Here is a 22,534-nt window from a genome sequence, read left to right as displayed (position 1 = left end):
CAACAATTATTAATTCATTTAAATACTATCCAAGCACCAGTGATCATCTACTAATCTCAAAAATCAGTAAATTCCGGTTCAGAATACCGTATCCTCAATGACATCAGCATGCTTAGGATAATCAGTTGTCCAGTGCAAACCCCTGCTTTCCTTACGCATCATAGCCGATTTTACAACCAGGAATGATACCTGGATCAAATTTCTTAACTCGCAAAGCTTTACAGATAGCTTGGTTTTTTTATAAAAATCCTCTGTTTCTTCATAAAGCAAACCTAAACGGCGCATTGCTCTTTCTAACCTGAAATCCGATCTAACAATTCCCACATAATCATTCATCAGCTTTTGCATCTCGCGAACATTGTGTGTAACCAGGATATCCTCATTTGATAATTGTACACCCTTTTCATCCCAATCAGGAATATTGTCAGGAACAACAATATTATCTACCTGGCTAATTGCATCCTTATAAATTCGATGCGCAAATACCAAAGCCTCCAATAATGAATTGGAAGCCAACCTGTTAGCTCCATGCAAACCTGTTGATGAGCATTCGCCACAAGCATATAAGCGCATTAATGACGAGCGGCCAACATGATCAACCATAATACCTCCACACATATAATGACAGGCCGGCGCAACAGGAATCATATCCTTTGTCATATCTATACCTATTTCCAGGCACTTGGCATAAATGTTTGGAAAATGTGCCAGGATATCTTTTTTATTCCTGTGGCGAATATCTAAATAAACAAAATCCTCCCCTGATTTTTTTATCTCAGCATCTATAGCCCTTGCAACAATATCCCTTGGCGCAAGTGATTTACGCTCGTCATATTCCTGCATAAATTCCTCACCATTGGTACGTTTTAGTATACCGCCAAAACCGCGAACAGCCTCTGAAATTAAAAAAGAAGGATATTCACCAGGGTTATATAAAGCCGTGGGATGAAACTGGATAAACTCCATATTCCGCACCTTTCCTTTAGCACGGTAAACCATGGCTATGCCATCTCCTGTTGCTATAGTAGGGTTTGTGGTGATAGAATAAATATGTCCCGCACCACCCGATGCCATTACCGTAATTTTTGAAAGGATCTTCTCTACTATCTGCGTTTCGTTATTAAAGGCATAAATGCCGTAACAGGTGATATCCGCCGTAGATTTATCAACAAACACACCCTGGTGGTGTTGAGTGATCAGATCAACAGCAAAATAATGAGTTAAAATTTCAATATTAGGATTGTTATGGATCTGTTCCAGTAACGATCTTTCAATTTCGTACCCGGTAATATCCTTATAATGCAGCACCCGGAATTCCGAATGTCCACCCTCTTTTGCAAGGTCATAAATCCCTTCCTTGGTCTTATCAAAGTTGGTTCCGTAATCAATAATTTCATTAATTCGGGCAGGTCCCTCTTTAACTACTGCTTCAACAGCTTCGCGATCGCAGAGGCCATCACCGGCAATTAGGGTGTCTTCGATGTGTTTTTCAAAGGAATCTTCCTTTTTATCAACAACTACAGCAACCCCTCCCTGGGCATATTTAGTGTTCGACTCGTCTTCGTTACTCTTTGTAACTATCAGAACCTTACCATGTTTGGCTGCCTTAAGGGCAAAACTTAATCCGGCAATGCCTGATCCTACTACCAGGAAATCAACAGTTCTGGTCATGTTATATATGTACTTTGTGTAAAATTGTATATGATGTTAATAAGCCGAGCAAAAGATGTTAATTTTGTGTAAGCAAAAACTTAGTAAGTAATTGAAAGGTTGATAACCTTTCGTTTTGGCTCAAATAGTAACAATTTTTAACTGACTTATGAGCATTGTAAGTGCCAAAGCTAACATTTTAAGAAGTAATAAAGTATTAACAAAAATGTTTTAAAAGTAAAATTAGCTTATTATAGAAATCTAAAAATCAATAGAATAAGCCTTTAAAAAAGCACATTTAATGTTAATAAATTATTAAAAGAAATATTTACCATCTTTTTTAAAAGGAGTTTTACACATAACTAACACCTTAATAACAATAGTTTTATTTATATATAAAAAGAAGTTATTATTAATTGAATTGTTGAAATGGATATCTTCGAAGAAATAAATGTGAAAGGTTTTGTTGACGAGGAAATAGACCCGTCGCTTGATCTTTTTGCTGAAATAGAAAAATTAAAAAAGGAAAAGAATGCTGTTATCCTTGCCCATTATTACCAGGAACCCGATATCCAGGATATTGCTGATTACATTGGCGATAGTTTGGGATTATCGCAGCAAGCCGCAAAAACTGATGCCGATATTATCGTTTTCGCAGGGGTTCACTTTATGGCCGAGACAGCAAAAATTCTATCTCCTACGAAAAAAGTTTTATTACCCGACGTAAAGGCAGGATGCTCATTAGCAGATAGTTGTCCGCCGCATTTGTTTAAAAAGTTTAAGGAAAAATATCCTGATCACCTGGTGATAACTTATGTAAATTGTACGGCCGAGCTGAAGGCAATGAGCGATATTGTTTGTACATCGAGCAATGCAATAGGAATTGTGGAAAGCCTGCCGGCAGATCAAAAGATCATCTTCGGGCCCGACAAAAACCTGGGAGCTTACGTAGCAAAAAAGACCGGCAGAGACCTGGTTTTATGGAACGGCGCCTGTATGGTTCACGAGATTTTTTCGAGGGAGAAGATCACCAAACTAAAAGAAAGACACCCGGGAGCCAAGCTGCTTGCCCACCCCGAATGTGAGGATGTTATTTTGCAGATGGCTGATTATATCGGCTCAACAACAGGCATCCTGAAATATGCATCAAATCATACTGATAAGGAATTTATAGTAGCAACAGAGGCAGGCATTTTGCACCAGATGCAAAAGGAAAACCCGGAGAAAACATTTATCCCGGCCCCGCCAAATAACAGCTGTGCCTGTAATGATTGCCCGCACATGAAGCGGAATACATTGGAAAAATTGTATTTGTGCCTTAAAAATGAATATCCCGAAGTAACGGTACCTCAGCATATTATTGAAAAGGCTGTAAAACCTATTGAAAGAATGCTGGAGATCTCGGCGAGGTTGGGGTTATAATATCCCCAGCGTCATTGCGAGGAACGAAGCAATCTCTGCACAGGACAATCAACGAACCTTGATGTTGATTTGGACCTTACAGCCGCTGACTGCACGCCACAAATATTTCCGGTCCCTGATCTGTATAGTTTAGAGATTGCTTCGTTCCTCGCAATGATGATAAAAAAGGGGGAGGTTAATCCAAACCCTAAAAACTCAAAAAAAATTTTCCCGCCTTCGGCGGATATTATGTTGACAGGTTGCGCGATTTTCTAGGAATTATCCACTTTTAATCGGTGAAATCCCTAGTCTTAATCAGTGAAATCTGTGCTTTAATTCCCACTATCCTTTTTCACTTCCAAACTTGCCCGCACAGTTGGTGATAAAGCTGTTAATAAGCTATAACCAGTTGCGGTTTCAATATCCTTTACAGTTACGATATACTGCTTCCAATCAGAATTTATACTGTTGATGTTTGGTGTATTCACCGCGATAACCCTGGTTGATGCGGTTACCCTATTAACATCGCCGTCGCCAACCGGTATGATCACTGCAACTTTCCAAACATTACTTGGTACGTTTACATGGCCGTTGTCCGGCGCGGTTATGCTGCTGAATGGCCCATTTACACCTGTACCGCCTGTGCCGTAGCTGCCCATAATAATATAAACTTCGTTGCCTGCAACTACCTGTTCACGTAAATAGTTCTCTAAATTACCCCAGGTTTGTTGGTTGTTTTGAGGTGCCTGCGGGATCATATTCGTCATTAAAAACGTAGCTGAGTTGGCATTTACTGAGCTGGTACGATCGGCTGAAGGGCAGTTATGCCCCCTGTCGAATCCATAGGTGCTGTAATTGTAGCTATTGCTTTGTACCGTATACCAGCCGGATGGCAAACCACTGAATCCAGCGAAATTATTTAGGCGGTCGCTTACGTTGGTGATGTTACTTGCATCCAGGTGCCAGCTTACCCAGTTCGGTTCAGCCTTGGTACTGTTGTATGATTCCGTGTAATAACCTTGGTCTATCAGGTAGTTATCCATCATGGCTACGGAATTTACTGCGCCTGATGGATTGCCGAATAAAAGATCGCTGTTGTCGCCGCTTGCGGGTGGTGCATCCGGGCCTACAGTAACACCACGGGTTTTAGAAGATGTGCCGGTACCTGTGGTATCCACTCCGCCGGTTGTATCCGGCGGACCAACAGTTAAACCCGGATCTCCAGTACCTTTAAAGGTAATGTCATCAATGTTGATGCGGGTTGTGCCTGTTTTTACAATCTCGAACCGAACCTTTGCTGTGGTGCTTACCTTAAATGAATCGGTAACCAGGGTTGTATTGGTTTCGTTGATATCAGCACCAACTTGAGTATAAGTTGCGCCACCGTCTGTCGACATTTTTAACTGCCAAACTGAACTCGCGTCCGAACCATATTTAGCATGTTTTATGCTGATCTGGGTTAAGCCGTTGATATCAAAGTTCATGGCGATATCGCCGGTGCGCAGGCGAACAGCCCAGTTACCATCCTTTACGTCACCAGCCAAGTTGCCAATCAGGGCATCGTTAAAATTCCACGACCCGGTGCTAAGGGTGACATCGGCAGCGGCGTAACCTGGTTTTTTCCCGCTTTCAAAAGTCTCTGTAATGGTATATGGCGTTGGCTTTGTGGTAACAGTTGTGTCCCCTTTGCCTGTACTGCCTCCTCCGGGAAGTTTATTATCCTTCTTACAACTGGCTATAACAAGCATTATACTGGCGCAAACAATAAGTAATTTTCTAAATTTCATAGTTTTTGTAATTTATACTACAAATATCCATAGTGAACATTAATCTAATGTTAATATTTATATGGTATAAATTAAAAACGACCAAATAGTTAATTTACGTTTTTATAACTAATTGATAATCTTATAGTTTTAGACGGTGCGTAACGGTGTTTTTACAGTAATCCTGATAATTGCGTTTAGCTTTCGTATTTTTGCAGGCTTATACTGAAAAGCCAAAAATTTTTCGCCTACGGCGGATAATAATGTTGACAGATTGCGGATTTTTAAATCTAAAACATCGGTGTAATCATAAAAAAGATATGTTTGATAACAAGGAAAGAACAAATATTGAAGCGTTAGGTGAGTTTGGGTTGATAGATTACCTGACAAAAAATATAAAATTAACCCAAAAAAGCACCACAAAAGGTGTTGGCGACGATGCCGCTGTGCTTGATTTCGCCGGAAAAAAAACGCTCATTTCAACCGATTTACTGCTGGAGGGGATTCACTTCGATTTGGCATATACGCCATTGAAGCATTTGGGTTATAAGGCCATACAGGTAAACCTGAGCGATATTTATGCCATGAACGGAACAGCGTCACAGGTTACGGTTTCTATCGGTATCAGCAGTAAATTTCCGCTGGAAGCCGTTGAGGAATTGTATGATGGAATTTACCTTGCGTGCGATAAGTACGGCGTCGACATTGTTGGCGGCGATACCTCATCGTCAAAACAAGGACTCGTGATCAGTATAACATCAATAGGTTATGCCGATGAAAAGGATGTGGTATACCGTAATGGCGCCGAAGAGGGTGATCTGATCTGCGTATCCGGCGACCTGGGCGGTGCCTATACCGGGCTACAGTTGCTGGAGCGCGAAAAACTAATATATCTCGAAAACCCAAATATCCAACCCGACCTGGAAGGAAAGGATTACATCGTCGAACGCCAGCTAAAACCCGAAGCCCGTAAGGATATCATCGACCTGCTACAGGAAATTGAAGTAAAACCAACTGCAATGATCGACATATCAGACGGCCTGGCTTCTGAGCTTTTACACATTTGCAAGCAAAGCAATAAGGGCTGTAATTTATACGAGGAAAAGATCCCGCTTGACCCAATGACATTTGATACCGCCCGCGAGTTTAACCTGGACCCAACAGTTTGTGCATTAAGCGGCGGCGAGGACTATGAACTCCTCTTCACCGTTAAACAAGCCGACTACGACAAGATCAAGTTTAAAATGGATATCACCATCATTGGCTACATCACCGAGCCATCAGCAGGCTGTAACCTGGTTACAAAGGCCGGTGCGGTACATGCATTAACAGCGCAGGGATGGAATGCGTTTAGTCCCCCGGCCCACTGATAGTACCATCATTGTTTAAGTCTCTTTAATTTAAGACAAAAGCAATGACCCATAGGGTCTACCTATTTGTAGAAAACAGTAGAACGTTCTTTTGCCTCATAGAGGCTACCCTTTGTCGCTATGTACAAATGGGAGAAGTTTTACATTGAGAATTTGCCGAAAGCGAAAAATTGTTCATACTCCGGTCGCAAAGCAAGGTGCAGACGGGTAACCTCTACGAGGCAAAAAATTAGCCTATTTATATTTCTACAAATAGGTAGACCCTATGGGTCAATCATTTTGGCAGGTTGAATTATCGGTCGATTGAATAGAAATTTTACATCAGATCTGTTTAGCCAATAAATGAATGGGAGCCGGGAAAAACGCGAGGGATTTATTGATTATTAAGATCCAAACTCTGTGGCAGCATTAATAAAAAGGGTATAGCTTTAGTATAATCCAGCTCGTCATAAAAAACACCCAGCTGGTTCAGATTTTTATAATATTGGTTGATGTTGTTATAATAATTCAGCTCGCTTTGCAGGTACCACGCCTTGCGGCCTAACTTTTCAGCAATAAACCATTTTTCCAGCAATCGCCCGGCACGACCATTCCCGTCTTCAAATGGATGGATATCAACGAAAACCAAATGAATGAACGAAGCGAAGTAAAACACTTCCGGGGTTGACAACGATTCCTTTTTTAATTGCTTAATATCCGTCCACAATAAATCAAGAAGTTCCTTTACCCTGCTTGCTGGTGCAGCCTCAAACTGCATGCAGCCGGTATTGTGTTCCATCACCACCATGTTACCTGTGCGCGGTTTTCCTTGCTTGACGGCGGGGAGTAAATGTTTGGTGATTAATTTATGAGTCGCCAGGAAATGAGGGTCCGTAAGATCATTTTGTTGTGCAAACAGGTATGCACCATACAGATCATTGGGTTTTTGAACAAGGTCGGGCAGGTATTCAATATCGAGCATTTTGTGCTTAACAAAGCCGTCGATCTCCATTTGCTCACCCTCAATACGTGAAGATGCAATGGCCGACACAGAAGTATAAAAGCTAAAGGTATTTGTCGAGATCTCAGCTTCCCTCAAGTTATCAAACGACGCAGTAATATCAACACTCACCTGTTTAAGGTACTCCTCAAGCAGAACAACGGGTATGATCTTTAGTTTCTGGTGCATGTGTCGATATTGAGACAAAATAGCGGGAATTTATTGATTTACAAAAACGAAGATAAGGGCTAATTTCAAAGCTCCCGATCAGAATTTGGAGATTCCTCGCCATCCAAATACTTCTGGTCTATCTGCTTGTTCGCCTTTGCGCCCAGCTTTTTGATCTTATCGGCGGTAACTGTTAAGTTTCCGTTGCCCTCGGTTAACTTGCTCAGCGCACTGTCATAGGCCGACTGGCTTTGTTTGATGTTTTTGCCGATCCCCTCCATATCGCCTACAAAGCCCACAAACTTATCATACATTACACCACTCAGGCGGGCAATCTCCAGCACGTTGCGGTTTTGGCGCTCCTGTTTCCAGATGCTGGCGATGGTGCGTAAGGTAGCCAATAGCGTCGACGGACTTACAATAACCACCCGCTTGTCCCAGGCATCGCTGAAAAGTTCAGCATCCAGTTGCACAGCAAAGCTGAAGGACGATTCTATCGGCACAAAAAGCAAAACAAAATCCGGGGAGTTGATCTGGTACAGGTCGTGATAGTTTTTGGACGACAGGTTATTTACATGCGAGCGGATCGATTCGATATGCCCCCTTGAATATAGTTTTCGCTCATCCTCAGTTTCTGCATTTACCAGGCGCTCATATGCGATCAGCGAAACTTTCGAGTCAATGACCAGGTGTTTTTCATCGGGTAAATCAATGATGGCGTCGGGCTGCAGTCGTGTTCCATCCAGGCCGGTAATGCTGGCCTGCAGGCGGTATTCCCTGTCCTTAACCAGGCCTGATCGTTCCAAAACCTTTTCAAGGATCAGCTCGCCCCAGTTGCCTTGTTTTTTATTATCACCCTTCAGCGCCTTTGTCAAATTTTGCGCTTCATTACTGATCAGCTTGTTCAGGTCCATTAGCTGGGTGATTACGCCTTTAAGGGTATTCCGCTCGGCGGCTTCCATATTATAAACCTTGTCTACCTTTTCTTCAAAGGCCTTAATATTTTCTTTAAGCGGATTTAGTAAGATATCCAGGTTGGTGCGGTTGGTTTCGATAAACTTTTGTGACTTTTCGTCCAGCAGCTTATTGGCTATGTTTTGAAATTCAAGTTGAAATTCCTTGCGGATCTGTTCCACCTCGATCTTTTGTTCTTTGATCTTTTCCTGCTGCGAAGTGTAAAATGCGCGCGCACTTTCCAGCGACTTATTTGCAGCGGCCAATTGGTCGCGCAGGTCCACAAGTTCGTCAAGCAGGCGGGTTTTGTCGTCCTTTAAAAAATTGGTGATGTTTTCCTTTTCAGATTCAAGGCTGGCGGCTTGCTGTTCGGCTTTTGCAAGGGCAATGGTTAGTAAGTTATTTTCATTTTTCAAACGCAGCAGATCATCTGCCGATATGCCCTCCGCCGATTTTGGCTTCTTAAGGAACAGAATAACCGAAATTAAAAGAATAACGATGGAAGCCACTAATATGTAGTCGTTCATTTGATAAAAATAACTAAGATTTTTAGGAATGAAGGATTTTAGGAGAATTTTGACCGGTATATAAGAAGACGAAGGTGCGTCTGCGGTACTTGAATGCGCTGAAGCTGAAGTATCGACCGAATTCCCCCTTCAGGGGGTTAGGGGGCTGCTTTCTCCACCCTCATCCCTACATCGCTCACCTCGCGTAATGGGTTATCACGCATATTTTGTTCAAGGGTAAAGGTATAGGTGCCTTTTGCCGGGAATTTATGATTGATCAGGAACGGTTCCTGGAAGCTGTACAAATTACCCGAGCCCTTGCCCAGCCATTCGCCATCCTTTTTTGCCAGGCGCATTTCGTAGCGCTTTACAGCATTTTTTATGCCCGGGCCGGTTTGCGAGATCAGCACAAAAAGGTTTGAATATTTATAGTCGCCGGTTACCCGCAGGTTCATGTACAGGTTATAACCCGGCTTTTCGTCGTCAATTTTAAAGGTGAATTTAAAACGGTTAAGGTAGGTCCAGTTATGATTGGCCACCTCGCTGTTTTGATCAATAACCGTGTTCGGATCGGCGCAGCCTGCAAACAAAAGCAGGCTTGCCATTAATACTAAATAAAAGAAAACTAACCCTTTTTTCATTCCTGTGTACCTGGCTGATCGCCCTTGTTCCGGTTGTTGTCGGGATTATTTGGACGGTTTTGATTGTTCCTGTTCGGCCTTGAGTTTTTATTGCGGTTTGGATTTCCCCCGCCTTCAGGACGTTCACCTTGCGGACGAGGTCCCTGCTGCGGGCGCGGCCCTTGCTGCTGCCCTCCGGCATTTTGCTGCGGACGTGGGCCCTGCGGCCTTGGCTGCTGACCGGCACCGGCTTCCTGCCGCGGCGCATTATTACCGCCCTCGCGCGGGCCATCATTGCGCTGGTTTTTATTCCGGCTCTTGTTTTTCTTTTTGTTATTCTGGTTACGGCGCTCGTCAAGGCGGGTAAGGCTGTCCTGCCCAACTACGTTTTCGTAATCAAGTACTTTAACCGGTTTGGTTTCTATCTCAACAACTTCACCCAGATCAGGCGGTATAACGCCATCACGGTTCATTTGCTGTAATTCCTTTACACGGCTGATCGGGATCGGGATCCATGATTCTTCACGCGGATAGGCAAACCACATCAGTTTTTTAAAGATGTCGGTCTTTTGTAAACGGGCATCGCCGCGTTCGGTTTTTAACACATTTACATTATCGGGGATGTGCTTAAGCGCATCCATATAAGTATCCAGCTCGTAGTTTAAACAGCACTTTAGCTTACCGCATTGGCCGGCCAGCTTTAAGGTATTTAATGAAAGATTTTGATAACGAGCGGCAGAAGTTGACACCGTTTTAAAATCGGTAAGCCAGGTTGAACAGCAAAGCTCACGCCCACATGACCCGATACCGCCTAAACGACTTGCCTCCTGGCGCATACCTATCTGGCGCATCTCGATGCGGATCCGGAAAGTCTCGGCCATTTTCTTGATCAGTTCCCTGAAATCAACACGGCCCTCGGCAGTATAATAGAAGGTCGCCTTGGTTTTATCACCCTGGTAATCTACATCGCTTAGCTTCATGCTCAGGTTTAGTTCCAGCGCCAGCGTGCGTGATTTGTGCATGGTTTCCCATTCCAGGTCCTTTGCGGCTTTCCACTTGTCAACATCGGCAACGGTGGCTTTGCGGTAGATTTTTTTCACCACGTCTTCTTCCCTTACCCTGCGCTTAACCATCTGCATGCGCACAAGCTCGCCGGTTACCGAAACGTGGCCCACATCGTAGCCGCCGGTAGCCGCTTCAACAACCACCAGCTCTCCCGCCTCCAGGTAAATGTTATCGGAATTAAGAAAAAACTCCTTCCTCGAACCTTTAAATTTAACCTCGATTACGCCAAAGGGCTTATAATTTGTCGGCATGTCCATGTGCGACAGCCAATCGTAAACATCTAATTTGCTGCAACCATTAGTAAGGCATGAGCCATTACTTTTGCAGCCAGCCGGCGAGCATCCGCCCCCCGTTGAACAACTTCCGCATCCCATAATTAATTCGGTATATATTGTGTCCGCTCAGCACGGATCGTTTTAAAGCTAAGTATTTTTATAATCTGTAAAGATACATCTAAAAATAAAATTTTAGGGTTCCCATTTCTTTCCACGTGGTAATGAGCCTTTTCCAGTTCGGCAACTATCGCCGCCGCTTCCTCAACAATCATCACATTACTCATTTTTTGGGCCGTTTCCAGCTCATTGGCAGGCAAATGCACCAGGCTGCCGGCACCAGATAATAACAAACAACACTCCCTTAAAAAGTTTATGCCGTAGCGTAAAAAGTTCTTTTGATTCTCCCGTCCCATTTTGGCTGCCTGGTCAACAAAGCCCATTACTTCCAGTCCTTTATTGGCAAAACACAGGCGCAGCCATTGCACAAAGCTGTCATGGTAGCCCTTGTTATCGTACTGCAGCATGGTTAATGCTTCGGTTAAGCTGCCATTGCTAAGGTAGGCAATTTCTGAAGCCGAATCCTCCGTTTGGTTATGCTGTACAATTAAGTTGTTCTTAATTTCTTCGAACCCTAAAGCCGGAATTTTTATCAGCTGCGTACGGCTCAAAATGGTGTTCAGGATCTGGTCCTGGTTTTGGGCGACAAGTATAAACAGCGTATTCGGCTGGGGTTCCTCGATGATCTTCAGCAGGGCATTACCCTCCTTATCCAAATATTCAGGCAGCCAAAGGATCAGAATTTTATAGGCAGATTCAAATGGCTTGAAGCTTAGTTTTTTGATGATCTGGTGGCACTCCGCAATATTAATGTTGGCCTGCTTGTTTTCTGCATCCAGGTATCCGCGCCAGGTATCCAGGCTTAAATACGGATTAGCTATAAAAGCATCGCGCCATTGTTCAATAAAGGTTATTGCAGTATCGTCTTTATGTTTGGCGAAGAAAGGATAGGAGAAATGCAGGTCGGGGTGCATCAGTTTTTGATACTTGCGACACGATGAACACTCACCGCAGGAGTCGTCTTCCTGCTTATTTTCGCAGGACAAATACTGTGCATAGGCAACAGCCAGCGGCAGGCTCCCCGAACCGCCCGGACCCAAAAACAACTGCGCATGACTTACCCGGTTCTCCTTCACCGAGTTGATCAACCTTTGCTTTATGGCATCCTGCCCCACTATCTGTTTAAACTGCATTGGTGCAAAATAGGGAATAGATTTGAGATGTAGGATATGAGAATTAAGATAACAACCAGGAAGCGTTGTTTATGAAGAAGTTTTTACAAAAACCCCAAAACATCAGATGATATGATGTTTTGAAAATGGCAGTAAAAACCACTATCCCTTTATGGAGCTTTCGGATGCTAACATATAACCGCTATCTTTGCCGGATGCATTGCCTGATCTCTAATCTCCAATTTCAAATCTCTGCGAAGCCATGAGAATAATGGCCTTCGATTACGGGACTAAACGAATCGGCATAGCCGTGACCGACCCTATGCAGATTATCGCCACCGGGCTGGATACCATTCACCCCCTGCACATCATCGACTACCTGAAAAAATATTTCCAAACAGAACAGGTGGAGCGCTTTATTGTTGGCGAACCCAAGCAGATGGATAACACACCATCGCAATCGGCCATACATGTTAAGGGGTTTGTAAACCTGCTGAAAAAAACTTTCCCCGAGGTCCCCATCGAAATGCTGGACGAGCGCTTTACCTCAAAAATGGCGTCGGCTACTATTGCCCAAAGCGGCATGAACAAAAAGCACCGGCAGAATAAGGAATTGGTGGATACGATTTCGGCGGTGATATTGCTGCAGTCGTACATGACCACGCGTTTCTAACCGTTGATTACCTTTTTTCTGAACCATGATTCACCTGATTAGGAGATTGAAGGATGCCGTGGTAGATTATTTGTCTGCAGGGTTTATATTATCTTGTTATTATGTACCCGTTTAAACTGTAAACTTTTGGCTCCAAAGTTTATTAGCAGGCCTATCTCCATTTTATATGCTTCCAAATAGTTCATCGCCTGCGCAAGATGGACGTCTTCTAAGTTTATTATTGCTTTTATTTCTACCATAATAACGTCCTCAACAAAAAAGTCCACACGCCGGGTTCCGATTTCTTGTTGCCTGTAAAATATTGGCATTTCCATCTCCCTTGAAAATCCGAGGCCAGCCAGGCCCATCTCAATTTCTAATGCCTTTTGGTAAATCAATTCCTGGAAGCCGTTTCCTAGTGTGCTGTGAACGCGCATGGTACATCCTATTATTCTTTCAGTAAGTTCCTGGTGTTTCATTAATTGGGGATAAGATCAAAGCAAAATCAATATTAATAAATTAGTCCCAATAATTCACTGGTCACCATGGTATTTTACATTTTATTACAGCCTCTAACCCTCCAATAAAATAAAGCGAAACGAATCCTCAAATCCTGCAAAGGATTAGAAGATTTCTTGATCTCATATATAGGACAGGCATCGGATAATCCTTAAATCAGGAGAATCATGGTTCAAAACAAAGCGACAGGAATCCTCTCCATTTTTTAATTCCCAAACCTCATCCAATTACCTATATTTACAAAAGCCGATTGTCATAATGGCATCTAAAATCAGCGGTATGTAACAACGGTATGCATTTTGCAATCTAATTTGTAAATTCACCTGCTGGAAACTACCGGCATTAAATCTAAAAACAAATAAACATGAAAAACTTACTGATAATATTAGGTATTGTTGTTGTAATTTGCCTTGTAGGCTCATGCAGCTATAACGGGATGGTAACAAAGGATGAGGCCGTGAAGGCAAAATGGGGCACTGTTCAGTCGAGCTATCAACGTCGCAGCGACTTGATCCCTAATTTGGTAGCTACCGTTAAGGGTGCTGCTAATTTTGAAAAAAGCACTTTGGTTGATGTTACTGAGGCCCGCGCAAAGGCAACCTCTATACAGGTAGATGCCTCGAAGCTTAATCCTGAAACTATCCAGAAATACCAGGCAGCACAAGGGCAATTAAGTCAGGCACTTGGCAGGTTACTGGTTGCTTCGGAAAATTATCCGCAGTTAAAATCAAATGAAAACTTTACTGCATTGCAAACGCAATTGGAAGGTACTGAAAACAGGATCAACGTAGCGCGCAACGATTTTAACGCAGCGGTGCAGGACTATAACACTACCATTCGCTCGTTCCCGGCTGTTATTACTGCCAAGATCTTCGGCTTTAGCGAAAAGGCCGGTTTTGCAGCCGAAGCCAACGCCCAAAACGCGCCAAAGGTTCAATTTTAATTGGGGATTACACCGATTTATAGCGATTACACCGATTGCCTTGCATCGGTAGTGTTACTTTAAAAATCGGTGAAATCGTTTTACAAATCAGTGTAATCATAATTCAACAATGGCAGTATTTAACGACGAAGAGCAGCAACGCATCCGTATGGCAATTGAAAACGCCGAGAAGAACACTTCGGGGCAGATAAGGGTCTGCATTGAAAAAACCTGCAGTGAGGACGTGCTTGATCGCGCCGCCAAATATTTTCACCAGCTTGACATGCATAAAACAAGGCAGCGTAACGGGGTGCTCATATACCTTGCTACTGTAGACCGTAAATTTGCAATCATCGGCGATGCCGGCATAAATAAAGTTGTACCCGATAATTTCTGGGACGATACAAAGGAGGATATGCTGAACCACTTTAAATATGGCAACCTTGTTGACGGGATTGTTACCGGGTTAGAAATAGCCGGGGATAACCTGAAAAAATTCTTTCCGCACCAGGCTGATGGCAGCAACGAAATTTCTGACGATATCGCCTTTATGGATGGCGAATAAAATATAAGCTCATGTTCAAAAAACTCATTTTATTTTGCGCGTTTTTGCTGATAGCCTTCATCGGGTTTTCGCAGGATCTGCCGCCAAAATCCAACACGCTGGTAACAGACTATACCAACAGTATAGGCGATGAACAAAAGGCCCTGCTGGAGCATAAACTGGTTACGTTTGCCGATTCAACATCTACCCAGATTGCGGTGGTAATGATCAAATCTGTTGGCGCATATGATATTAACGATTATGCCCAAAGGCTTGGCCGGGCATGGGGCATTGGCGAAAAAGGTAAAAACAACGGGATTATAATTTTAGTTGCAGTAACCGACCGGAAGGTTGCGATTCAAACAGGTACAGGCGCTGAAGGTGCGGTGCCCGACATTACCACGCACGAGATAATCCAAAACGATATAACTCCCCGGTTTAAACAGGGCGATTACTATGGCGGCCTTGATGCCGGTACTGACAAACTGATGCAATACATGAAGGGGGAGTACAAGAGCGATAAGAAGGCAAAACAAGCAGATGATGACGGCGGCAGCCCAATAGGATTTATAATTATTATCGTTGTTGTTATTCTTATCATCGTATTCCGCAGTCGTGGCGGCGGTGGCGGCCACATTATTGGTAGCCGGGGTGGTGCAAGTCCGTTTTGGTGGTTCCTTGGCGGCGCCATGCTTGGTCGTGGAAGCGGCGGCTGGGGTGGATTTTCGAACGGTGACGGCGGCTTTGGCGGCGGATCATCAGGAGGCGACAGCGGCGGCGGGTTCGGTGGTTTTGGCGGTGGCGACTTCGGTGGCGGCGGATCAAGCGGAAGCTGGTAGGTTGCTGGAGTTCATGGGGGATGGTTCATAGTTCATGGACGGGGCCTCAATGAATTCCGGGAACACCAAAAATTATTTTCAAATATTGGTTCACTGATAGTTCTTCCTATAGAATCTGCTCAAAAAACGACGTTTTCATTTTTTATCTTGCCAGTAACCATAAATTCTTCTGTTAACAGAGAAGGGTCTCTGGGTCGAGCCTGGCCTCGGGAGCAAAATCGAAAAGGGTGTCCGCTTTTTTTATGACTTCGCAGAATATTGCACATACAAGCGCTGTAAAATTCTTGAGCGTCGACGCTCAAAATTGCTTGCAACCAAGCGGAATACGTTCGGTTGGGCGGGGGAGTTTTCACACAGTGGTATGAAAGTGTGAAAATTATTAGAGAAAATTTCTATTGAAAAGGCCGCATCATTTTTTTGATGCGGCCTTTTTTGCAAAATATTTTAAGACTTATTATGCAGATCTTTCATAAACTGTAAAATAGATTGAAAGTAATTTTCTAAGTTGTCATACCGTTAAAGGGTGGTCTCTTTGTTTTTAATATAAATTTGCTGACCCAAATCGTATAAAAAGGTTCGAACTTAGTTTATGTTCGGTTAATAAGTGATCGTGCCATCCCAGGAAGCAGCGCCATTGGTATTGTAGATGCTTTCATGAGCGGTCCCTGTAAAGCTGCCTGTGGCCTTTGCGAATTTACCCTCGCCGCCCGTAATGGTTGCGTTAAAATGCAGGGTAATATTGCCATTGGTATCAATATCCGGCGGGGTTTTAGCAGAAATACTGGCTAAAATTTTGTCGCCGTCTGCGGTCGTAGCCACGATGGTGCCAGTCAGGTTATAATTGGCATCGAATTGTGCATTGGCCACAAATGTTGCCTTGCCCATGGGCGTGCCTTGCCCTTTACCATTGATCTGGTCTATCTCGGGAGGGCCTTGCTGAACGATGGTCGATACGGTTTCAAACTCTGCCTGGAAAGCAACAGTTTGTTTCACATTGGCCTCTTTCTTGCAGCCGCAGGCAGTGATGCCAATAATCAGGATAAGGCAAAAAAAGCGGGACGTTTCTGAACGGAATGTGCGGGTTGGATTTGATAACTGTTTCATGGTAATAGTTTTTAAGTGTTTAATGAACTTTAATTTGTTGATATCAAAGGTCATGAACACTCCCCGCCGCTGAAATACACGCTTTAGTGTATTTTGGGCATACCCTTTTTGGTGTAGATAAAATACCTGGGAAAGTTTATTTATTTGAGCAGGCCGTGCTCTGCCGCATAGCGGACGAGGGAAGCTGTGTTCTTCAGGTTCAGCTTGGCGAGCATATTTTTACGGTGGGTGTCTACCGTTACGGTACTGAGGAAGAGTTTTCCTGCGATCTCCTGGTTGGTAAGGCCATCGGCAATGTGCCGGATAATTTCCAATTCCCGTGGTGTAAGTTGCCGTTCAACAGTTTCCTCCTGATCAGCTTTCGGGCCGGAGAGCCGGGTAAATAAATAGGCAGATATTTCCGGGCTGATATATTTTTTGCCGTTGATAACCACATTGATCGCTTTCAGCAGTTCCGCTTTCCCGCTCTCCTTATTGATAAAAGCATCTGCACCAGCCCGTAGCAATTTGTTAACGATAGCAGCATCACTCAGCATGCTGACCACGATGATCTTTACATTTGGTTTTTGCTGTTTGATCTGTTTAGTGGCTTCCAGCCCATTAAGTATTGGCATATCCACATCCATAATCACGCAGTCGATCGCATGTTGCATCACCAATTCGACCGCGTCGCGCCCGTTGTCGGCTGTGTAAATCTCGCTGATATCTTTCTCCGCACCAAGAATAGTAGCCAGGCCATCCGTGATCAGCCGGTGGTCGTCGGCTATCAATATGCTGATAGGGAATTGATATTGTGCCATAGCTATTCCGGGTTATAAGGGATTTTTATAAGTATAGTGGTCCCCTTTCCGGGTGACGAATCAATATGCAGGTCGCCGCGCAATAGCTTCGTCCGCGTGGCCAGGTTATGTAGCCCGAACCCCTCTTTTTGGCCGCTGGTATCAAAGCCCTTGCCGTCGTCTTCTATCATTAAAATAAGCTGCCCGTCGCGCCTGCCAATTTCCAAAAACACTTGCCTGGCGTTGGCGTGCTTCAATACATTATTAATAAGTTCCTGTGTCATCCGATAAAGGGCAAGCTCATGATCTTTCTTAAGGCGCTTTTCGAGGCCAAATACGTTAAGTTTAAACGCTACTTTTTGGGCCTTGTTGATCTTGCCGAGCAGGCCTTCAACTGCTGTAAGATACCCAAATTCTTCCAATACCCTCGGGCTCAGATCATGCAGCAGTTGCCTGACGTCCTGCATCACTTCCCCTATAAGATCCTCAGAGTTTTGGGCGAGTTGGCGAATATCCTCTTGTCCTGCCCGGAATGTTTTTTCGTACAAGGCAGACAAGAACAGTTTCAGCGCCGATAGCTTGATCCCAACCTCATCGTGCAGTTCCCGTGATATGCGCCTGCGTTCGTCCTCCTGGGTTGCTACCAGCAGGCGGAGCTGCACCGCCTGCCGGCGTTCAAGTACACCAATACGGTTACGATAAAGGCTATACAAAACGCCGGCGCCTGCCAACAAATAGATAAACTCCATCCACCACGTAAGCCACCAGGGCGGCAGCACCCGGAAGCTGTAAGCAACACGGCTCCAGACACCCCACGGAACAAGCGCTTTCACCCTGAAGGTATAAGTACCCGAACCGAGGTTGCCGAAAGTGGCTGTCGTATTATTGTTTAAAGGGCTCCAGCTGTTACTATAGCCATCCAATTCGTACTGATATTTTATGAGACTTCCCAGGGAGGGCGAGATCGCGGCGAAGTCGAAACTGACGGTGTTATCATCAAAAGGTAATACCAGGCCTGCTGGTATGGGATAAAAGCGCCCAACGCTTTCGAGCTCAATGCGGCCAAACTGCTTGTTGAGGCTTGCTGTAATTCTGGGACTCAGTTTTTTTCCGAACGTGGAGACTTGCTCGTTGAGCAAGGTGAGGCTATCGGCCTTGCCATCTGCCGTTTTATTCCGCAGCAACCCGTTCCAACAGATCAATTGGTTATTGATGCGAATTGTTTGTAGCTGCAATGCTGGTAGCGGCGGTCTCTTTTGCCCGCCTGCAACTGCTGGATCAAAGCGGATCAATTTACCAGACCCGCTACCCATCCAGATGTTTCCTGCCTTATCTGCAAACAAACCTGAAGTGCTTACATCTTCAAATGGGTAGCCCGTTGATTGGTTAAAGTTCTCGAACACCCGGGTAGGGCCATTGAGGTTTGCAGGCTTATTAAGAAGCATTGACAAGCCCTTGTTTGTCCCGAACCACATCGCGTCGCCACCGGGGCCTTGCGCAATCTCAGTAATGTAGTTGTCTGCCAGCCCTTCAAGCGTGGTATAGTTCGTGAATTTCTTTCCGTCGAATTCGCTCAGGCCCTGGGAGGTACTGGCCCAGATATGACCATTTTTATCCATAGCCATAGAACCAACATTGTTGCTCACCATACCCTGCTGTGTGCTATAATTCTTGAATGACCGTCCATCGAAACGACTGATGCCGTTGTCATGTGTTGCCAGCCAAATGTCGCCGGTCCTGTCCTGGACTATCCGTTGAATATTATTTCCGGGCAGCCCCTGCGCAGTTGTAAAGGTTGTAAAACGATGCCCGTCAAACCGGCAGACGCCGTCCCCGCGCGTTCCGAACCACAGGTTGCCATCGCGGTCTTGCGTAATTGTGATCACGGAATTGCTCGGCAGGCCTTGGGCGGTAGTATAATGGGTAAACGTTTTTCCGTTAAATTCGGTCACCCCTGCAAGGTCGGTTCCGAACCATGTATTTCCGTCCCTGTCACACAATATACTCCAGATGATATTGTCACCCAGGCCCTGGGCCGCAGTATAGTTAGTGAAACTTTTACCGTCAAACTTACTCACCCCGCCCTCGTATGTACCGAACCATAGGTTACCGGGCCGGTCCTGGGTAATAAAAAACACCAGGTTGCCTGTAAGCCCCTGCGCGGTGGTATAATAGGTCAGGCCCGGCCGCTCCAATTTGTTCAGGCCGCCCCCCTGTGATGTAAACCAAAAGTTCCCGTCCCGGTCCAAAAGCAGGCTGTTGATCTTACCCGATGGAAGTGATTCTTTGCCCTGGTAATTTGTAAACTTGTAACCATCAAATTTACTGAGTCCTTTTGTTCCTGTTCCAAACCAGAGTTTGCCTGCCTGGTCTTCTGCTATCGAATATACGGCGTCATCAGGCAAGCCCTGCTTCCTCAAATAATTTGTAAAATGTCCATTATTATAAGCGCTAGCCCCCGCATCCGTCCCCGCCCAGATCGTCCCGGATGTATCCTCTGTTAAACAATTAACCGTCTGGCCAGCCAGCCCATTTGCGGCGTTATAGTTGACAAAATGGACTCCGTCATACACACACAAGCTTCCCCCGTCCATACCCAGCCATACCTTTCCATGCCTGTCCTGTAATAAACAACGGACATAATTTGCAGACAACCCATTAGCCTTGTTATAGTTTGTAAAATGCTTGCCGTCAAACCGGCTTACTCCATTTTCATGGGTACCAAACCACAGCGCGCCTGTTTTGTCAAGTAGGATGCAGGAAACGAAATTACCTGCCAGGCCCCGCTCAGCCGTATAATTGCTGAATTTTTTACCATCAAATTTACTCACTCCGGCTGTTGTTCCGAACCAAATATTGCCTGCCCGGTCTTCCCTGATGGCGAAGACCACGTTGGCGGCCAAACCTTGCGCTGTGGTAAAGTTGGTAAAGTTTTTCCCATTGAACCGGCTGGCGCCGCCTCCACCGGTGCCGAGCCAAAGGTTACCCATCCTGTCGATGGTACTACAGATAATATTATTAATCGGAAGCCCTTGTTCCGTTCCATAGTGAGTAAAAAAAGGCACCCCACCGTGCGACAAATCAGAGATAACAAGAGGCCTGCCCGCTACAGATACTACAGGCAGGTTATTTGCGGTGATCGCGACACTCTTTGGAGGCCCGAGTCCGGCTTTGGTCGCGCCTGGGATAAGCGATTTACTGTGTTTCGCCGCTATTTTTGACGCGGGTGTACCCTCATGCTTGCACGACATAAAAGCAAAAACCAATAGTAATAACCCTAAGTTCCGTAAAAGCATTCTCTTTTCCGGCAGGCACGGACATTGTATATATTTGCTCAAAGGTTCATTTAGTTATGTAGTATAAGTGGTTAATTGTCTGCAAGATACAAAACTTATAAATATACGTAACCACCATTATAAGTGTTCACTTTTTGTAAGCAGTCTTTATATTAAAATACAATTGGTCTGCAAATCTAATTGACACAAATGTCGAAGATTTTCGATCAAGCGGTTCGAATTCTGCCCAGCCAGGGGAGCATAACACTAATGGATTTCGTCATCAGGATAATCCTGCTAATTTTCGGTTTGAGTGCTGCTAGCGCTCCACCTTATTTGAGGTGCAGCGCTGCAAAACCCGAACTACATTTCTGAAGATCTCCGAAAACTTACGTAGAATAATCCATTGCTAATAAAAAAAGGTTTCGGTTATGATCTTATCGTCTTTTACGCCAAAAACCGCAATTTCTGCCAATTGTAACCGCTGTCCGTTTTTTAAGGTCATGTCCCGGCCCATGGCCAGGCTAAAATAGCTACCGCCAACAACGGGTTCGCTGCTGAAAAAGCTGTGTACTTCTGCTATAATTTCCTGCCTGGCTTTTGACTTTGCTAAAACCGCTTCAATACCCCTGGTTATGGTAGGCACTCCCATTGCCAAAGCATGTTCGGGTTCGGTACAAACGATGTCGACACTGTACAATTGTTCATAAATTTCTGCTACCTGTCTTTGCTTAAACAGATCATAATAACGATTGGCTAATTCCTGAGTTGTCATATTTCTTTGATTTATTTTTAATAGTACAAAGGTATTCTGCCGATTCATACTAAAAGCATTTAATAGTGCTGTATATTTGCTTAATCGTATCAAATGTAATATGGACGCATTAAGTAGCATTTTGGAAGCAGTTGGGTTGAGGAGTGTTGTTTACAGCAAATTCCCGCTTGCAACCCCATGGGGGCTGGATATTGTTAAGGATCAGAATTCGCAATTTTGGCGGCTGGTGAGCGGCAGTTGTACAGTTGGCTCGCCTGATGGCCGTATTATAGAAATGGCAGAGGGCGATTTGGTATTTGTGCCTCACGGAAGCGCCCATTGGATAGCAGACAGCCCTACAAGCTTTCGCATGCCATCGCCCGAATTTGTTAAGGCCCGGAGAGAGGGGATCCCTCTTTTTGATAAGGGGGAAGATAAAACTATTCTTATAGCAGGCCATTTTGAATTTGATTACCAGCCCTTACATCCTTTTTTAAAGGACCTGCCGCCAATTATCCATATCAGGCAGTATGTAACAGAAAACCAGCTTTTAGTAAAAGAGGTTGCACAATTGATATTTGAAGAGCTTAATAACGAAAGGCCCGGAAGCAGTGTTATGCTGAAGTGTTTATCAGAAATCATGTTTGTCAATATCGTCAGGGCATATTTAGAACAGGCATTGCCCGGCAGTGGATTTCTTTCCGCATTAAACGATCCAAGGATCAGTAAAGCGCTAAAATTGATACAGGATTCGCCACAAAACAATTGGACGCTTGAATCCCTTGCATCGGAAATTGGCATGTCGCGCTCTGTATTTTTTAACCAGTTTAAAAAATTAGTGCATGAAACACCGCAGGACTACCTTACCAACTGGCGCATCAGGCGCGCACAAAAACTATTGACAACAGAGAGCAGTAATATATCGGAAATTGCAGCAAACGTGGGTTATCGGTCTGAAGCGGCTTTTAACCGGATCTTCAAATCAAAAACAGGGCAGACGCCTGCAGTGTATAGAAAAAGTAAGTTCTCTCAATAACTTATGCTGGCGGACAGCCTGCAATTCAAGGTTGCCTACAGGTAAAGGAATTATTTGATAACCCGGAGCATTCCCCTCTTTATGAAGTTCAACGGCTAATCCTTAAATTCGCACCGTTCAACCATGA

19 protein-coding genes are annotated in these 22,534 nt (G+C 44.5%); 7 read left to right on the top strand and 12 right to left on the bottom strand.

Annotation, left to right across the window (positions count from 1 at the left end):
* Window positions 1–78: 78 nt before the first annotated feature.
* Window positions 79–1,671, bottom strand: coding sequence for an L-aspartate oxidase (gene nadB, locus KXD93_RS25135; RefSeq protein WP_258140237.1), 1,593 nt, complete (start codon window positions 1,669–1,671; stop codon window positions 79–81).
* Between the two features lie 408 nt (window positions 1,672–2,079).
* On the opposite strand from nadB, the gene nadA reads away from it, so the two are divergent.
* The gene (gene nadA, locus KXD93_RS25130) at window positions 2,080–3,072 is read left to right on the top strand and encodes a quinolinate synthase NadA (protein ID WP_258140235.1); all 993 of its coding nucleotides are present in this window, start codon (window positions 2,080–2,082) and stop codon (window positions 3,070–3,072) included.
* A gap of 311 nt (window positions 3,073–3,383) precedes the next feature.
* Here the strand turns inward: nadA and KXD93_RS25125 are convergent, their stop codons facing one another.
* Window positions 3,384–4,838 carry a DNA/RNA non-specific endonuclease gene (locus tag KXD93_RS25125; protein WP_258140233.1) on the bottom strand — a complete coding sequence of 485 codons (1,455 nt, stop codon included), beginning with the start codon at window positions 4,836–4,838 and terminating at the stop codon, window positions 3,384–3,386.
* A 299-nt stretch (window positions 4,839–5,137) separates the two neighbouring features.
* On the opposite strand from KXD93_RS25125, the gene thiL reads away from it, so the two are divergent.
* Window positions 5,138–6,187, top strand: a complete 1,050-nt coding sequence (gene thiL, locus KXD93_RS25120; protein WP_258140231.1) for a thiamine-phosphate kinase — start codon at window positions 5,138–5,140, stop codon at window positions 6,185–6,187.
* Window positions 6,188–6,560: 373 nt separating this feature from the next.
* Here the strand turns inward: thiL and KXD93_RS25115 are convergent, their stop codons facing one another.
* The 5 genes from KXD93_RS25115 to KXD93_RS25095 form a co-directional block, all read right to left on the bottom strand.
* The gene (locus tag KXD93_RS25115; RefSeq protein ID WP_258140229.1) at window positions 6,561–7,355 is read right to left on the bottom strand and encodes a Fic family protein; all 795 of its coding nucleotides are present in this window, start codon (window positions 7,353–7,355) and stop codon (window positions 6,561–6,563) included.
* Window positions 7,356–7,420: 65 nt separating this feature from the next.
* Window positions 7,421–8,815: a DNA recombination protein RmuC gene (locus KXD93_RS25110; RefSeq protein ID WP_258140228.1), complete on the bottom strand. Its 1,395-nt coding sequence runs from the start codon at window positions 8,813–8,815 to the stop codon at window positions 7,421–7,423.
* A 137-nt stretch (window positions 8,816–8,952) separates the two neighbouring features.
* Window positions 8,953–9,435, bottom strand: coding sequence for a gliding motility lipoprotein GldH (locus KXD93_RS25105; protein WP_258140227.1), 483 nt, complete (start codon window positions 9,433–9,435; stop codon window positions 8,953–8,955).
* A complete protein-coding gene (locus tag KXD93_RS25100) occupies window positions 9,432–10,853 on the bottom strand; it encodes a PSP1 domain-containing protein (protein WP_258140225.1) in 1,422 nt (473 codons plus the stop codon). The genes KXD93_RS25105 and KXD93_RS25100 overlap by 4 nt, the downstream gene beginning before the upstream one ends.
* 2 nt (window positions 10,854–10,855) lie before the next feature.
* Window positions 10,856–12,004 carry a DNA polymerase III subunit gene (locus tag KXD93_RS25095; protein ID WP_258140224.1) on the bottom strand — a complete coding sequence of 383 codons (1,149 nt, stop codon included), beginning with the start codon at window positions 12,002–12,004 and terminating at the stop codon, window positions 10,856–10,858.
* Window positions 12,005–12,245: 241 nt separating this feature from the next.
* On the opposite strand from KXD93_RS25095, the gene ruvX reads away from it, so the two are divergent.
* A complete protein-coding gene (gene ruvX / locus KXD93_RS25090) occupies window positions 12,246–12,656 on the top strand; it encodes a Holliday junction resolvase RuvX (protein ID WP_258140222.1) in 411 nt (136 codons plus the stop codon).
* An 83-nt stretch (window positions 12,657–12,739) separates the two neighbouring features.
* Here ruvX and KXD93_RS25085 read toward each other — a convergent pair whose 3' ends face one another.
* Window positions 12,740–13,114, bottom strand: a complete 375-nt coding sequence (locus KXD93_RS25085; RefSeq protein ID WP_258140220.1) for a GxxExxY protein — start codon at window positions 13,112–13,114, stop codon at window positions 12,740–12,742.
* A gap of 404 nt (window positions 13,115–13,518) precedes the next feature.
* On the opposite strand from KXD93_RS25085, the gene KXD93_RS25080 reads away from it, so the two are divergent.
* The 3 genes from KXD93_RS25080 (at window position 13,519) to KXD93_RS25070 (ending at window position 15,459) form a co-directional block, all read left to right on the top strand.
* Entirely contained in the window at window positions 13,519–14,097 is a 579-nt protein-coding gene (locus KXD93_RS25080; protein WP_258140219.1) for a LemA family protein, read from the top strand.
* A gap of 109 nt (window positions 14,098–14,206) precedes the next feature.
* Entirely contained in the window at window positions 14,207–14,641 is a 435-nt protein-coding gene (locus KXD93_RS25075; RefSeq protein WP_258140218.1) for a TPM domain-containing protein, read from the top strand.
* A gap of 11 nt (window positions 14,642–14,652) precedes the next feature.
* On the top strand, window positions 14,653–15,459 hold the full coding sequence (locus KXD93_RS25070) for a TPM domain-containing protein (RefSeq protein ID WP_258140217.1): 807 nt from the start codon (window positions 14,653–14,655) through the stop codon (window positions 15,457–15,459).
* A gap of 597 nt (window positions 15,460–16,056) precedes the next feature.
* On the opposite strand, the gene KXD93_RS25065 is transcribed toward KXD93_RS25070, so the two are convergent.
* The 4 genes from KXD93_RS25065 to KXD93_RS25050 all read right to left on the bottom strand — a co-directional run bounded on the left by KXD93_RS25065 (window position 16,057) and on the right by KXD93_RS25050 (window position 21,392).
* A complete protein-coding gene (locus KXD93_RS25065) occupies window positions 16,057–16,563 on the bottom strand; it encodes a hypothetical protein (protein WP_258140216.1) in 507 nt (168 codons plus the stop codon).
* 140 nt (window positions 16,564–16,703) lie between these two features.
* On the bottom strand, window positions 16,704–17,363 hold the full coding sequence (locus KXD93_RS25060; RefSeq protein ID WP_258140215.1) for a response regulator: 660 nt from the start codon (window positions 17,361–17,363) through the stop codon (window positions 16,704–16,706).
* 2 nt (window positions 17,364–17,365) lie between these two features.
* Window positions 17,366–20,680, bottom strand: a complete 3,315-nt coding sequence (locus tag KXD93_RS25055; protein ID WP_258140214.1) for a sensor histidine kinase — start codon at window positions 20,678–20,680, stop codon at window positions 17,366–17,368.
* Between the two features lie 346 nt (window positions 20,681–21,026).
* On the bottom strand, window positions 21,027–21,392 hold the full coding sequence (locus tag KXD93_RS25050) for a SnoaL-like domain-containing protein (protein ID WP_258140213.1): 366 nt from the start codon (window positions 21,390–21,392) through the stop codon (window positions 21,027–21,029).
* A gap of 100 nt (window positions 21,393–21,492) precedes the next feature.
* Here KXD93_RS25050 and KXD93_RS25045 point away from each other — a divergent pair, with 100 nt between their 5' ends.
* Window positions 21,493–22,407, top strand: coding sequence for an AraC family transcriptional regulator (locus tag KXD93_RS25045; RefSeq protein ID WP_258140212.1), 915 nt, complete (start codon window positions 21,493–21,495; stop codon window positions 22,405–22,407).
* Window positions 22,408–22,534: the final 127 nt, after the last annotated feature.

Source organism: Mucilaginibacter phenanthrenivorans, from assembly GCF_024721155.1.
GTDB classification, from domain to species: Bacteria; Bacteroidota; Bacteroidia; order Sphingobacteriales; family Sphingobacteriaceae; genus Mucilaginibacter; species Mucilaginibacter phenanthrenivorans.
The sequence above is the reverse complement of the archived record's forward strand: the minus strand, read 5'-3'. Positions and strand labels throughout refer to the sequence as shown.